The 14,721-nt window shown below is 58.8% G+C and carries 14 protein-coding genes; 2 read left to right on the top strand and 12 right to left on the bottom strand.

All coding sequences use genetic code 11. The features are described from left to right. Window positions 1-103: 103 nt before the first annotated feature. From hpf to HMPREF2562_RS05615, 8 genes are all read right to left on the bottom strand, one after another. Window positions 104-763, bottom strand: coding sequence for a ribosome hibernation-promoting factor, HPF/YfiA family (hpf, locus tag HMPREF2562_RS05650; RefSeq protein ID WP_016422210.1), 660 nt, complete (start codon window positions 761-763; stop codon window positions 104-106). A 161-nt stretch (window positions 764-924) separates the two neighbouring features. Then, window positions 925-1,182, bottom strand: a complete 258-nt coding sequence (locus tag HMPREF2562_RS10735; protein WP_141737802.1) for a hypothetical protein — start codon at window positions 1,180-1,182, stop codon at window positions 925-927. A 493-nt stretch (window positions 1,183-1,675) separates the two neighbouring features. Continuing rightward, the gene (locus HMPREF2562_RS05640) at window positions 1,676-3,517 is read right to left on the bottom strand and encodes an LpqB family beta-propeller domain-containing protein (protein ID WP_049193303.1); all 1,842 of its coding nucleotides are present in this window, start codon (window positions 3,515-3,517) and stop codon (window positions 1,676-1,678) included. Continuing rightward, a complete protein-coding gene (gene mtrB, locus HMPREF2562_RS05635; protein WP_070429795.1) occupies window positions 3,518-5,191 on the bottom strand; it encodes an MtrAB system histidine kinase MtrB in 1,674 nt (557 codons plus the stop codon). A gap of 78 nt (window positions 5,192-5,269) precedes the next feature. Continuing rightward, complete coding sequence (gene mtrA, locus HMPREF2562_RS05630; RefSeq protein WP_048731669.1) at window positions 5,270-5,944, bottom strand: MtrAB system response regulator MtrA; 675 nt, start codon at window positions 5,942-5,944, stop codon at window positions 5,270-5,272. Window positions 5,945-5,998: 54 nt separating this feature from the next. Further along, window positions 5,999-6,628: a dTMP kinase gene (locus HMPREF2562_RS05625; protein ID WP_069359479.1), complete on the bottom strand. Its 630-nt coding sequence runs from the start codon at window positions 6,626-6,628 to the stop codon at window positions 5,999-6,001. Window positions 6,629-6,673: 45 nt separating this feature from the next. Beyond that, window positions 6,674-8,128 carry an adenosylhomocysteinase gene (ahcY, locus tag HMPREF2562_RS05620; protein ID WP_069359453.1) on the bottom strand — a complete coding sequence of 485 codons (1,455 nt, stop codon included), beginning with the start codon at window positions 8,126-8,128 and terminating at the stop codon, window positions 6,674-6,676. A 67-nt stretch (window positions 8,129-8,195) separates the two neighbouring features. Continuing rightward, a complete protein-coding gene (locus tag HMPREF2562_RS05615; protein WP_038627901.1) occupies window positions 8,196-8,570 on the bottom strand; it encodes a DUF4259 domain-containing protein in 375 nt (124 codons plus the stop codon). Window positions 8,571-8,920: 350 nt separating this feature from the next. Between HMPREF2562_RS05615 and HMPREF2562_RS05610 the strand changes: the two genes are divergently transcribed. Continuing rightward, window positions 8,921-9,679, top strand: coding sequence for a hypothetical protein (locus tag HMPREF2562_RS05610; protein ID WP_069359452.1), 759 nt, complete (start codon window positions 8,921-8,923; stop codon window positions 9,677-9,679). On the opposite strand, the gene manA is transcribed toward HMPREF2562_RS05610, so the two are convergent. From manA to HMPREF2562_RS05590, 4 genes are all read right to left on the bottom strand, one after another. Further along, window positions 9,676-10,878, bottom strand: a complete 1,203-nt coding sequence (gene manA, locus HMPREF2562_RS05605; protein ID WP_049172794.1) for a mannose-6-phosphate isomerase, class I — start codon at window positions 10,876-10,878, stop codon at window positions 9,676-9,678. The two genes, HMPREF2562_RS05610 and manA, sit on opposite strands and share 4 nt — an antisense overlap. An 86-nt stretch (window positions 10,879-10,964) precedes the next feature. Beyond that, entirely contained in the window at window positions 10,965-11,981 is a 1,017-nt protein-coding gene (locus HMPREF2562_RS05600; RefSeq protein ID WP_049172792.1) for a hypothetical protein, read from the bottom strand. A gap of 38 nt (window positions 11,982-12,019) precedes the next feature. Further along, complete coding sequence (locus tag HMPREF2562_RS05595) at window positions 12,020-13,399, bottom strand: phosphomannomutase/phosphoglucomutase (protein WP_083295704.1); 1,380 nt, start codon at window positions 13,397-13,399, stop codon at window positions 12,020-12,022. 116 nt (window positions 13,400-13,515) lie between these two features. Then, window positions 13,516-13,923 carry a DUF3499 domain-containing protein gene (locus HMPREF2562_RS05590; protein ID WP_005509890.1) on the bottom strand — a complete coding sequence of 136 codons (408 nt, stop codon included), beginning with the start codon at window positions 13,921-13,923 and terminating at the stop codon, window positions 13,516-13,518. A 172-nt stretch (window positions 13,924-14,095) separates the two neighbouring features. Here HMPREF2562_RS05590 and HMPREF2562_RS05585 point away from each other — a divergent pair, with 172 nt between their 5' ends. Next, window positions 14,096-14,578 (top strand): metallopeptidase family protein, encoded by a 483-nt coding sequence (locus HMPREF2562_RS05585; protein WP_070549737.1) that lies wholly within the window; start codon window positions 14,096-14,098, stop codon window positions 14,576-14,578. Window positions 14,579-14,721: the final 143 nt, after the last annotated feature.

Genomic DNA, 14,721 nt, shown 5'->3' with positions numbered 1-14,721 from the left:
ACGACGAACCCGCCTTCCCTTCTAAGAGAAGACGGGCTCATGTGAGCAATTACTTACCAATACACAGCTCTGCGCGGTATTGCGTGCTCTTTTTGGTGAAGACTTACTTCTCGTCTTCGTCTGCCAGCTCAATCAGACCGTAGTCGTATGCGTGACGACGGTAGACCACGGACGGACGAGAGGTTGCCTCGTTAACGAAGAGGTAGAAGTCGTGACCGACGAGCTCCATCTCAGACAAAGCATCTTCCACCGTCATCGGAGTTGCGGAGTGCTGCTTGGTACGCACAACCTGACCCGGGGTCACGTCCTCAACCAGATCCTCGTACGGATCAGCCTTTTCCGGAGCCGCTGCCTCAGCCTCTGCAACCAGCGAAGCAGTTGCCTCGCCGACGGACATCGGTGCACGGTGGCCAGAACGGCTAATCTTGCGGCGAGCCTTCACCTTACGCAGGGAGCGCTCCATCTTGCCCAGAGCAGACTCCAGTGCAGCGTAGAAGCTATCTTCCTTGGCTTCCGCACGAGCCAGGTGACCCTTGCCAGTAGCGGTGATCTGAATACGGTCAGAGCGGTCTGCACGGCGCGGATTCGGCTCGTGCTGGAGCTCCACGTGGAAGAAGGTCAAAGTCGGGTCGAGGCGCTCAATCTTCGCCAGCTTCGCCTTAACACGATCTGCGAAGTGCTCTGGAACCTCAACATTGCGCCCGGTGATGGTCACCTGAGCGTTCGGGCTGAGTACCTCGTTGTTGTCAGCAGGTGTGGACACTTGCTACCTACCTCCCGGTATGGCCACCGCCCTTCCGTGAGCGGGATTACTCACGGCGTCTACGGTGACGAGTCTTTCTGCACCCCCAGGATACAGTTCCGGGGGTAACCAATGCCACGTTCCCCTCGTTTATTTTTCGCTTGCCGACGACACCCCTGCGTCTACGCCCGGGCGAGCACCAACACCATGTCGATGCGAATCCCCAATGACGCTGCCACCAACTCGGTTTCCGCTGCAGTGGCACCAGTAGTGGCCACATCATCAACCAGAATTACTGTCGCCTGCGCACAGCGTTGTCGCAGCTTGTCGCTAATTCCGCGCTTGAATTGCGTCAGCGGCACAATGTGGCCAGAAAGATTTCGTCTGCGTTGAGAAGCCCCCAGCTCCGCGGAATCCCGCGTGCGCCCGCCAATGCGCACCAGGGGCAATACCGAACTGGAGGGGAGCTGACTGCAAGCAAAGTCGCAGGCAATTGTTACCGGGTCCCCACCCCGTTGTCGACGGGATGACGATCTTGTCGGCGCGGGAATCAAAATGACGGGGGTAATTTCCGGGGGCATTATATGGCCATCAGAGGCTAGCCTTCGTACCGCAGCGGCGAACACGGCCCCCATGATTCGTCTGGCTTCACCACTGCCCCGTTCTTTGGCCGACAAAATGAGATGTCTCCTCGCACCCGAGTACGGACCGCAGGTCCACGCTGCTGCGCGTAACGCAGCCCGCGGTGAAAACCGCACTGGAGGTTGCTGAAGATCGTCCTTGCAATCGCGACACAGCGTCCCGGAGCAGCCGCACACCGGACAGGTTTCCGGTATCACGAGGCCGATTGCATCGCGGGTAACGTCGTAAAGCACGCGCAGAAATTCCTGCGATGACCTCCCCTGCGCCATTAATCCCCTCCCCGATTTGCGCTTATTCCACAGACACCGGAGCCATTCGACCACGCGCACCCGGAACCTGGCGCCAGAACTGCTGCTGCCCCTCGCTGGAGATCAGCTCCATAACACCGGTGGCATCTAATGCGTAACGCTTCGACGAGGTCGCGGTAACCACAGGAATTGGCGGTGTCAGGTTGAGCTTCGGCAGAACAGAGCTGGTCGCACCGTCCGGGAAGGCGCTCCACATCGGGGTGTCCCCGCTGTAACCGCCCACCGTGACCGTTTGATTCGGCGACCACGTCAGCGACACCGGGGAAACGTTTTCAGGGAGCGGCAGAGCACGCGGGTGCGTCAACTTCCACGGTTTATCGTCATGCCTTTCGATGGTGGCGATATAGACTTCACCAGCGATAATCATCGCTACCTGCGTGCCTGAAGAATCGACGCGGAATTCAGAAATACCGGCGCTCGGGCGCCCCGTGCCTGCGCCGCCGTCAAGAAGGTGATTGAGCTCAGAGGTATCAACCTCCTCCTGCTGAATCCGAGATGACGTCGACTGCCGAACCAGGCGTACGACGGTTGTACCGTCCTTCACTGTCCAGACCGCCTCGGCGTCTGGAGACCATGTCGGACGGGTGAGACTCTCGCCAGTCAGCACAGGAACCGGCTGATCTTGTATTCCGCCGAGCATCAATGTGGACTCCCCGAGGTCATACGACCCAGCACGACCATCCACGGCCGAGCGGAACACGGCGGCAATGAGCTCGCTGCCATTGGGGTTGGTGCCCACTGCCGCGGAGAACACCGCGGTGCTGCCGCTGGCGGTCCAGCCGCGTCCCACAGGTGTGGCGTGGCCGTCAGCAATCTCGTAGATACCGCTGCGGTCGACCGTCCGCAACGGTGCGTTATCAGCCGGTAGATGATTCGGGTCGTAGAGCTGGATTGTGTCGGTGTCCTTCGTCCACGGCTCGTCGTGGCTGGCAACTAGTGGTTCGCCGTCGGCCATGAGGATCCACGGACCACGGAAATCTGCCGAGTCGAGAGTCCAGATAATCTGCGCCGCGAGCATGACACGCAGTTCCTCGGAAACATCACCCAATCCGGTGATTTCGACCCTGCGACCGTCCGCGTTGGACACAGGTCCTGCTTCCACCGCAATTGAGGCATTGGGCTTGAGCACGGTGGTGACGCCCGGCCGCAGTGGTGCTGATGGGCCGTTCTTCAGCTTCGTCAACAGATTGGTCGCGCCATCGGTGACGCCACGATAGAGCCAACGACGATCTGTGACCAAATGATTACCCGCCGGATCGAGGAAATAGATATTGCGAGGCACATTGTTTTCCAGGAATGCCTGACGCTCCATGACAACACCGTCGGGCAGCGAGGAAATGCGCCACTGCCCATCCGAACCAAGCTTCATCTCCACGGTTTCCTCATAGTCACCGGACTGGGGCTCATACGCACCATCAGTACCGAATTGACCAACGCTGCGACCTCGGGCAACGAAGGACTGTCGCGATCCTCCTTCATCCCTCTGGGCGATGAGGTTGACACCGTCGAGAATGCGGGCACTATCCTGCGGTTTCCAACTGGCCGCAAGTTCCGGGGTCATGAAGGCACGCATAGCTTGAAAATCATCAACCGGATGCGCGGCCGCGGCGAAAAAGTCGCGCAGGACAATGTCTGCATTGACATTCGGTCGTGGCTGAGGAACTTCAATACGAACTTGGGGCGGCTCAAACGGACGCAGCACCTGGGGGCTGGTGTTTCTCGGAATGGTGGTACATCCTGCGGCCGTGCCCAAAATGATCACTGAGCTAAGCGCCACTGTCTTACGCAGGACGCGACGAGCCTTTGACTGTTGCTGCGCCGTCATTTAAATATCCTCCTCTCGTGCCTGTCGGGATTCGCTATCGCTAGTCGGCTGCCCCTTACCCTGATCCTGGCTCTTGACTTGCGGTGCAATCGAATCCGATTCCAACTCCCGTGCACCAATTTCCTGCTGATGCGGAATCTGATCGGGCAGCGGCGGAACTTCCAGGCCGAGCGGATGCTCACCGAAGCTCGCATCAGGCTCCAGTGGCACAGTCAGGCGGAAACAGCTACCGACCGTCGGCACGCCAAATGCCTCCAGTTCCCCACCATGCAATTGTGCGTCCTCACGCGCGATCGCCAAGCCAAGTCCGGTCCCGCCGGTGCGTCGGACACGCGAGGGGTCAGCGCGCCAGAACCGGTTAAACACCAGCTCTTGCTGTTCCGGCTTTAGCCCCACACCGTGGTCAACGACCGTAAACGAGACCGCGGAATTGCTCGCCCGCACTGTGACATCCACCGGATTGCCCTCACTGTGGTCAACAGCGTTGGCCATAAGGTTGCGTAGCACGCGCTCGATACGACGCGAGTCGACTGTTGCCATTACCGGTTCATCGGGCAGGTGGAAGCGGATGGGTGTACCGGTCTCCTTAGCCACGACCGTTACCTGCTGATAGGCAGCATCCACGCAGCGACGGACATCGACCTTTTCTGCGGACAGATCAGCAACGCCGGCATCGTGGCGTGAGATCTCAAGCAGGTCATTGAGAAGCATCTCAAAACGCTCAAGCTCCTCATTCATCAGCTCAGCTGCGCGGCGAGTCGCCGGATCGAGGTCCTCAGCGCCGTCAGCAATAAGGTCGGCGGCCATACGCACCGTGGTCAGAGGCGTCCTCAACTCATGCGAGACATCGGAGGTGAACTGTCGCTGCAGACTGCCGTATTCCTCCAGCTGTCTAATCTGCGTCGACAGCGATTCGGCCATCTTGTTAAAGCTCATGGCCAGTCGCGCCATGTCATCTTCACCCTGCACGACCATGCGTTCGCGCAAGTGGCCGTCGGCAAAGCGCTGGGCAATCTGGGCGGCGGAACGCACTGGTGTCGTCACCTGATTGGAGAAGAACCAAGTAATACCGCCGAGAAGCGCCATGATGACTACTGTCGCACCGGCGAGGAGACCACGAACCAACTTAATAGTCGATTCCTCTGCAGCCATAGAGGTGACCAGATAGAGCTCGAGCCCATCAACCGAGGTAGAAGTAGGGCTACCGATAATTAACGCCGAGTACGTATCGCCGCGGTTATCAGTGACTTGGCGTACCTGATACGCAATTTGCCCTTGTCGGACTACTTCATGCAATCGTTCTGGAACATCGGCCTTAATCGGCGATGAAGCCAACACCGTGCCTCGTGGCACCGGCGCCACGAGCAGCGGTTCATAACTTGTCAGTGGCGCAGCACCGGAACCGGCTGCACGGTTCACAAGGGCATCGCGCCCCACGTTGAGAAGAGCTTGCAGCTCGTTGGACGAAGAGTTCTCAATCGCCTGCTCCACCACCGCGCGAGCACGGTCAATTTCCTCGTCGGCAGCGGTAACCTTTGCGTCGATAAGCCGCTGGGTAACAATAGTCGCCAGCGCGAAACCGAGTACCGCAATCACCATCGCGCTCAGTACCACCACAGAGGTCAGAATGCGCGCTTGGATAGACGTGCGCCAGAGCGTAACCGCCCAGGTCACTCCCCTGTTGGTGAAGTCTCGAAGCTTCGTTATTAATCGACGCAAGAATCGGCTCCCACTAAAGCTGACTGACCTTGATTAGTCACCCGTCTTGTACCCGACACCGCGGACGGTCAGCACAATCTGGGGGTTTTCCGGATCCAATTCAATCTTCGAGCGCAGACGCTGAACGTGAACGTTGACGAGTCGGGTATCCGAGGTGTGCTGATATCCCCAGACCTTTTCCAACAACTCATCACGGGAAAAGACCTGCTTCGGACGGGAAGCAAGAGTGTGCAATAGGTCAAACTCCAACGGGGTCAGAGAAATCTCCTTGCCATCGCGGAACACGGCGTGACCGGGCACGTCGATAGTCAGGTCGCCGACCTCGAGGGTCTCACTCGGGCTGTCCTCTTGACGACGCAGCCGAGCGCGCACACGCGCCACGAGCTCCTTCGGCTTAAAGGGCTTCGTGACATAGTCATCCGCACCGGATTCCAGGCCGAGGACCACATCGACCGTGTCGGTCTTCGCAGTCAACATGATGATCGGCACCGCCGATGTCTCTCGCACAGTGCGACAGACATCGACACCACCCATGCCCGGCAACATGAGATCCAGCAGAATCAAATCTGGATTCTCCCGCTCTGCTGCCTTGACAGCTTCGAGGCCATCGTCGACTACTACTGTGTCGAAGCCCTCGCGCTCCATCACCATCGTGAGCATTTCGGCGATGGCCGGATCATCATCAACAACCAGGATTTTTGAGCTCATGCGTCATATTCTAAACGTAAAGCTATCTAGTTCTGTAGTTTCCGGTTGAGGTGGCTAGCGCAGGCGTGCACTGATCCATTCCACAAGACGGTCCGCCCCATCATCCCCCGTAAGCATCAACCATGGTGACTGCCACGAGCCCCCCGCGAACTTCTGGTACGCCGCCAGCGTGCGCTCCTGCAAACCCGAGTCCTTTTCGTAGGTATCCCTAGTTCGCTGCACATCAGCGGCTTCCCGATTGCGTGCGCGGTCGGCTGCCACTCCCACCGACGTGGCCAGACAGACCTGAACGTCGGGAAGCGGAAGCTGGAAATCTCCGAATTCGGTCTTCTCAATCCACTCAACGATCGCCGAATCCTGTGTGCGAGCCAGGGAGTAGGCCGCGTTGGACGCGACGTAGCGATCGATAATCAGAACATCGTTCTCGCGCGCTGCATCAACAATCGCTTGACGACGTTCTTTGCGGTCCAGAGCGAACAGGAGTGCCATTGCCCAGGCGGAGTCCGCAGTGTCGCCGAGCTGACCGTGCAAGGCTTGATCGGCGAAATCAGCGAAGATTGTCTGCCGGTACGCCGGAAAGGTCATCGATGAAACGGAGTGCCCTTGACTTCGGAGTTGATTGGTAACAGCTGTGACAAGCGTGTTCTTGCCAGCACCGTCGATTCCTTCGACTGCGATAATCAAATTTTTCTCCTCGCACACATGGCTACGGCCTAGCCTTGCTTAGAACTAGTAGCGGTAGTGCTCTGGCTTATACGGGCCCTCGACATCAACGCCGATGTATTCGGCCTGTTCCTTGGACAGCCGGGTGAGCTCGCCGCCAAGTGCCTCGACGTGAATGCGAGCGACCTTCTCATCCAGAATCTTCGGCAGACGATGGACAGAGTTGTCGTACTTATCACCGTTGCAGTAGAGCTCAATCTGCGCGATCGTCTGGTCGGCGAAGGAGTTCGACATTACGAAGGACGGATGTCCGGTGGCATTGCCCAGGTTGAGCAAACGCCCCTCGGAAAGCACGATCAGAGAGCGCTCTTCGCCGTCTGCATGCGGAAAGATGTACTCGGTGACCTGCGGCTTGATCTCCACACGACGGACATCATCGCGATGGTGCAGGCTATGCATGTCAATCTCGTTGTCGAAGTGCCCGATGTTGCCCAGCAGCGCGTGGTTCTTCATCTGCTGCATGTGCTCGAAAGTAATGACGTCCTTGTTGCCTGTGGCGGTGATGACAATGTCGACATCTGCGATGACGCTCTCAGTAGCGACAACGTCGAAACCGTCCATCAATGCCTGCAATGCGTTAATCGGGTCGGCCTCGGTGACCTGAACGCGAGCGCCCTGGCCAGCCAGTGCCTCTGCGCATCCCTTACCCACGTCACCGTAGCCACAGACCAGTACGTTCTTGCCGCCAACCAGCATGTCGGTACCGCGGTTGATGCCGTCCAGAAGGCTGTGACGGGTGCCGTACTTGTTATCGAACTTGGACTTGGTGACCGCATCGTTGACGTTCATGGCCGGGAATGGCAGCACTCCCTGCTCTGCGAAGTGGTAGAGGCGGTGGACACCAGTGGTGGTCTCCTCTGTGACACCCTTGACCGACTCTGCAATTCGGTGCCAACGGCCGGCATCCTTCTCCAGGCTGGCGCGAAGCATGTCCTTGAAGGCAATAAACTCATCCGAATCCGACTCTTCTGCAGGCGGCACCAGGCCAGCATCCTCGAATTCCATGCCCTTAATGACAGCCATGGTGGCGTCGCCGCCGTCGTCCAGAATCATGTTGGCATCTTCATCGCCCCAGTCGAAGATGCGGTCGAGGCACCACCAGTACTCTTCCAGTGTCTCGCCCTTCCAAGCGAAAACCGGAACACCCTGCGGGTCCTCCGGAGTGCCGTTTCGCCCAACGACGACTGCCGCAGCGGCCTCATCCTGAGTGGAGAAGATGTTGCACGAGGCCCAGCGGACCTGTGCGCCCAGCGCCGTCAACGTCTCGATGAGCACTGCGGTTTGAACCGTCATGTGAATGGAGCCGGAAATACGGGCACCGGCCAGTGGCTGCTGCTCCGCGTACTCTTCGCGCAGCGCCATTAGACCTGGCATCTCGTGCTCAGCCAGACGAATCTGGTGACGACCGGCCTCAGCCAGGGAGAGGTCTGCAACCTTGAAATCAATGTTCTTCGAGGACATGTAACGCTTTCTCTAGATTCTTTGACGTGAGATTCTTCTTAAAGAATTACTACTGGGGACGCGAGAGTTACTCTACCGCTTCGACGCAGTTTTCCAGCGCCGCCTGGTCAGACTCACTGAGTTCCCCCAGAAGACTATCGAAGACCTCGGATGCGATAGCCAACGCATCTTCCTCGCTGCCGTGCGCCTCGGAGATTCCCTCCCGGATGAAGCTGTAGTCCTCCACAATGTCACCGCCGCTAAATGGCGCACCATTCCAAATTGCAATGATCACAGCCGCCGCGAGTGCGCATGCTTTCTCATCGCTATTTTCGGAATCCACCCCAATGCGGCCAGCATCAATCAATGCACCAACACGATCCTGTGAGTCGAGATCCTGAACCTCATCGAAGAGTTCAATGACCGAATCGCTACCAAAAATCTCAGTATCCCAGATGGACATGATAGGTGGCCACGCTCCTTTCGCGCTTCGAACCAATAGCCAGTTTTCGCCTATCGACGAGCGCTTTCCAAAGAGCGCTTTTCGACGAGCCCACGGTAATCTGGCCGCCGACCTAAAAGCTGTCGCCTGCACGTACCGCTAGCCGGAAAACCGCATGTGGCCTTACCGAAGTTCTACCCGACTTTTCGTCACTTTTACAGTTCGAGAGACATATTTAATCCCTTCAACACAATTTTCACCCTAGAGAGAAGATAACGGGCATGTTAAGTTAGTTCCCAGACCTCGTAATGCAACTGTTATCTTTTTCGTTACAGGGCGACCTCACGCATGACACGAAAGGAGTACCTACCATGGTGAAGAAGGCTTTTGGAGCTCTTCTGCTTGCAGCCCTTCCCCTGAGCGCTTCGCTCGTAGGCTGCTCCGATAGCAATGCCGCCAAGGGTGCAAATCCGGAAAACGCCGGCTCTCAGTCGGAAATGGAGACCTCTGCTCCACTGCCTCCAGTTCCTAGTGATGCCGAGCTGCAGCAGACCACTGAACCGAATTCAGATTCCTCGCTGACTGAGACGAACGACAGTCTAGTATCTCGTCCGACCACGTCATCGAGCACCGAGATCGTTGAGGATCCGTACCTGCCACCGCAGGCGTACATCCCCCCGACTTCCACAAGCTCAAGTGCGACAACTCCGACGTCGACGACATCGACACCTCCGACGACCACGGAGACCACAGAGCCCACCTCTGACGACGTTTCTTCGCCGACGCCCAGCAAGCCGGTGCCACTGCTACCGGAAGATAACTCGGAAAAGCCGAACGACAGTCTTCCGGAAGGCGATGGTGGTGCAGCAGCTGAGCCGAAGCCGCCTTCATCGCAGGCGCAGTCCCAGTCGGGTACGCAAACCACAACTCCGTCCGAGACTCCTCAGAAGACTCCTTCGAAGGAGCCGACATCCCCGAAGGAGCCGACACCTCCGAAGGACCAGACCCCTTCGACGGAGAAGGACACCACTGGCGGCAATGGGGCTAGCAATAGCAAGATTTCCCCAATCCCGGAAAAGCCGAAGGACTCCGGATTCCTGGGAAATCTCTTCGATAACGACGAGGACTAACCCACCCGCGGGACGGTCGCGACAAAGACGGTTGCCCCGTCTTGGCGCGCAGTCAGCTCAATATCGACTGCGTCGACAGCCGGAACCCAGGCCGCATGGCCGCTGGGAACCTCAACCACGGAGTCGTCGTGACGCAACGCCACCGTGCCCGCTGTAGACAACACAACCGTGGCGGATTCTTCGTCGAGCAGAACATGTTCGCCCGGCTCCAGATCCCGCGAACGAAGGCGAAACTCGCGCACCGGCGCGTCATAGTCATTCCAGCCATCATCGGTCAGCCGCGACTGCAGCACCGGATCTGGCAGCGGTCGGAAAGAGAGCACGCGCAGTAGCTCCACGACATCGACGTGCTTAGAGGTCAGCCCTCCGCGCAGCACGTTGTCGGAGTTGGCCATGATTTCCACGCCCATGCCATTGAGGTAAGCATGCAGCTGTCCAGCACCAAGGTAGATGGCTTCGCCCGGCTGTAAGCGAAGGCGATTAAGCAGCATCGACCCCAGGACTCCCGGGTCCCCCGGATACTTTCGAGCCAATTCGCAAGTGGTCTCGGCTACTCGCGAGAACTCCTCGTCATCGCCACTGTAATCCGCGCACTTGGCAGCCACGGCCTCGACCAGCTCATCGAGGACATCCTGGGGCAACGTCAACCACGTTGTAAACAATGCCCGCAGAGCACTCTCGTCATCGGCGGCATCGAGCAGTCCCATGTAATGGTCGAGCTCCGGTACCGCCAGCGTCGCGAGCAACTCCTTCGTGCGCTCCACCGGGCGGAATCCGGCCAACGCGTCGAAGGTAGTCAGGGCGACAATAAGTTCCGGCTTGTGGTTGTTGTCCCGGTAATTTCGGAAATGTGCAGTGGCCGGAATGCCCTCCGCATTTTCGCGTGCAAATCCCTCCTGAGCTTCTGCCAAGGTGGGGTGTGCCTGCAGCGATAACGGCTCATCGGCTGCGAGCAGCTTCAACAGGAACGGCAGCCTGCCGTTGTCGGTGTCAATTGCATATCCGAGCGCAGCTGCCGGATCCTGCGCAATGAGCTCATCCAGCGGCGTGCCGGCCACCGTGGCCGATGCCAGTGCATGCGCACCAAACCACAGTTCCGCCCAGGGCTTCGATGTGGGAGCGTCCGCACCGGTGATTCTCGCCAAATGTGTACGAGACCCCCAGGGGTACGACTGCAGCACGGGGTCCAACAGCTCCATGCCCGTATCACTCCTCTAATAGTCACTTCTGGCGCGAGCACGCCAATCTCACCGAAGGCCCAAAAGCCTTCGGTGACACCCGGCGATTACGCAGAAAACGCCGCAATCGCACCAACTCTGGCTGCAGCAACACATACTTCAACCAATGGATGATGAGTCTCCGCATCGAGCGCAGGGCACTCCACACGAGCCCATCCAACCTCGCCGTAGTGGTCCCGGTAGTGGCCCACATTGTTCGGCGCAGCTAAAACAATCGCCCCCAACGGTAGCACTGTCGCCCCTTCATCCCCACCATCAATAAACGGGTCATAGAAAATATCGCGGCTTTCCTGGGGTTCTGCAGCGAGCAACGCGCCCACACTAAGAGACAATTCGCTTATCGACGACGCTGCCGAGACCACGCCTGCCTCAAGCATCTGTAACGATGCCAGTTCCGCTACCGGCGCCAGCGCCGAGGTCGTCGACACTGCAAGCATTCTGCGGCCTGCCACCCACTGCGCTACCTGCCGCGCGGGGTTAACTGTTTCATCTCGCTGCGGAGCACAGGCGGCAATATCGGCGTCCACCGCATCAGCGACTTCCTCCACTACCCCGGCCGGAGCCAGGGTGGTGGCACCGCATTCGGTGAGCGCGCTGGCGATGGCACCGACATAGGCGGTAAAGGACGCGGACTCCGCCATCGCCGGGCGCGGAACCACAACCGTATCGGGGCTACCGGCGGCACGCAATGGCCCTTCACCGGGATCCACCACGACCGTGGCAGCACCTCGCCTATCAGCTTCAGCCAGAGCTGCCCCCAGTGGGCTGCCGGGGTTGTCGTCACAGACGATGACCAAGTCGAGGGCACCGACATAACTGGGCAACTGATGCGCAATTACCACCGGACAGCGGATATCGTCGGCAAGCGCGCGCACGGATTCGGCAGCGAGCTGCGCCCGACGATTTCCCACGAGGATGACCGCACTGCGCGGCAGTGAAAGTTGAGCAAACGCACCCCCGCGAGTCGCGGAAGCAGCAGCTCTGAGACCTGCACCGGCAGTGGCCATACGATAGAACAGGGCCTCTTGGCGCGGGTTATGGGAGGAGTCGAATGACGAGGTCATACTCCCAAGCATGCCTGAAAACGGGCGCGTGGGGTTGATTAACCGCGGATGATGCCGAGAACTTCGTCGACAAGCGCATCGACCTCAGCACGCGTCGGAGCCTCGACGTTCAGACGCAGCAGCGGCTCCGTATTGGAGGCCCGGACGTTGAACCACGCCTTGGAGTCCGCCAGCTCAATGGTCAGGCCATCCATCCAGTCCGAGGACTCCGTGCGATCGGCAAACGCGGCCTCGATTTCCTTCTGCTTGGCCTGCTGCTCCTCGGCACTACCCAGGCGGGAGTTAATCTCACCGGAGGCCTCGTAGCGGTTGTACTCGGCCATGAATTCACTCAGCGGCTTATCCTGCTCGGCCAGTGCGGCCAGGACATGCATGGCAGCCAGCATGCCGGAGTCTGCGTTGAAGAATTCCTTGAAGTAGTAGTGCGCTGAATGCTCGCCACCAAAAACAGCACTGTGCTCGGCCATTTGCGCCTTAATAAAGGAGTGCCCAACACGGGTACGAACCGGGGTTCCGCCGTTTTCCACAATCATCTCCGGCACGACGTGCGATGTGATCAGGTTATGGATGATAGCCGCACCCGGGTTCTGCTCCAGGTAGCGGGTGGTCACCAACGCACAGATGGCCGATGGGCTGACCGGGTTGCCCTTCTCGTCGACGACGAAGCAGCGGTCAGCGTCGCCATCGAAGGCAATACCGATGTCTGCGCCCTGCTCCACCGTAAACTTCTGTAGGTCAACGAGGTTGGCGGGCTCCAATGGATTGGCCTCGTGATTCGGGAAGTTGCCGTCGAGCTCAAAGTAGAGATCAGCAACATCCATGTCTTCTCCGAGCACTGCCGGAACTGTCAGTCCCCCCATACCGTTACCGGCATCGACTGCAACCTTCAGGCGACGGCCGGAGCGAATGTCGACCAGCCCATGGAGGAACGCCGCGTAATCCTGCAGAACATCCTCACGATCAATTTCGCCCGGAGTGCCGGTGTACTCCGGAATTCCGTCGACAAGCAGGTCCTTAATCTGAGCAAGCCCTGTCTCCTGCCCGATTGGGCGGGCCAGCGAACGGCACATCTTGATGCCGTTGTATTCAGCTGGGTTGTGGCTGGCAGTGAACATCGCGCCCGGGCATTCCCTTACTCCGGAGGCGAAATACAGCTCGTCCGTAGAGGTCAGGCCGAGCAGGGTGACATTGAGCCCCTGCGCTGCCGCGCCATCGGCGAAACTAGCCGCCAACTCCGGCGAGGACTCACGCATATCGTGGCCAACTACGACACGCGTTGCGCCCTCTGAACGCATGATGTGCCCAAAGGCGGCGCCGATGGCTCCGACGAGGTCCGCGTCGATGCCCTCACCGACAACACCGCGCACGTCATAGGCCTTGATGACGGCATCCAAATCGGAACGATTGTAAGTGCCCACGAAAAACCTCTCTGGGTAAGTATCAGTTTTGTGAAAAATGATACTAGCCCCAGAGAGGCTCTCACAAAGAAATGCCGCGGCAAGATGGCATGAGCTGGGGCACGGCGCCCGACCCGTTAGTCGTCCGAATCCTCCGGATCGCGAACTACATGCAGGTGACCGCGCGCGGATTTCCGCGTCGACGGGTGACGGCTGGAATCAATCTTGTAGGTCTGAGGACGGTTGTCGACCTCATCCCGCAGCACCAGGCCAGTCGCGTTGCGGCCAGCTTCACGGACGGCTTCCGCCAATGCGGTCAAATCATCATCGTCCTGGGCGGGCGTCGGCACGTCGTAACGCACGAGCTCCCAACCCAGCGGTGCGGTGATAGAACGCGCGTGCTTCTCACAGAGATCCCAGCTATGCGGTTCGGACGCGGCGGCGAGCGGCCCCACCACAGCCGTCGACTCCGCGTAGGCATACGTCAACGTAGCTACGGCAGGTTTGCCACAGCCGGGCCGGCAACAACGTCTAAAAACACTCACGGCATCAAAGTCTAGACCCTAACTTTAAGTTTCGATAGTTTTTCTCCCACTCGGGCGTTTTTCGCTTTCCGACGCTCCCCCGGGGCACCCCAGCCTTACCCAGTAAACCTGCGACATGGCCGGAAGCTGGCCTCACCCACGTTGACGATCCGACCGATTAAGCTCAACAAATATGAATTCATCGGCTTATACTCCGCGCTCTTTGCGACGCTCACTGCGACGCGGTCGCGGACCTCGGGGACCTCTGTTGCCGCCGGAGGTACCCCGATGGAAGAGCCGTTCAGAAGCTTTTGACCAGGCGGTTATTGACGCCTACGCCCCATTGGATCAGCGCTGGTCCCGGCAACTGTCACACCTGGACATCGCCATCGACACGATTCCTCGCATGCAGTTGCGCCCGGACATGTATTTCCCGGAAGAGATTGTCGCTGACGGACCTGTACCGCTGGGACGGCTTATCCCCGCTGGCATTGACCGCGTAGGCAACCCCACCCGCCCCTGCGTAGTAGTGTTCCGCCGCCCCATTGAGCGCCGTGTGTCGGGTCGAGTGGAACTGGACCAGATGCTGCAATATGTACTGACCCGCCTCGTGGCGGTATATCTGGGCATTGATCCGGTTGAGGTGGACCCTAGTTTCGACGAGAACTTCCTGTAGAAAGCTCTCTTCTAAGGAGCTCCCTAGAGAGCGGGTTAATAGACAAACAGTGTGTGATTCTCAAGATAGTAACTGGTCAGGCCCCATAAATTACCGGCTGCACGCGTGAATACGGGCTGCAAATGTGAAACTGTGCAAGTTTA

The organism is Corynebacterium sp. HMSC077G07, from assembly GCF_001809225.1.
Classification (GTDB): domain Bacteria; phylum Actinomycetota; class Actinomycetes; order Mycobacteriales; family Mycobacteriaceae; genus Corynebacterium; species Corynebacterium jeikeium_D.
This window is presented reverse-complemented; position numbering and strand designations above follow the sequence as displayed.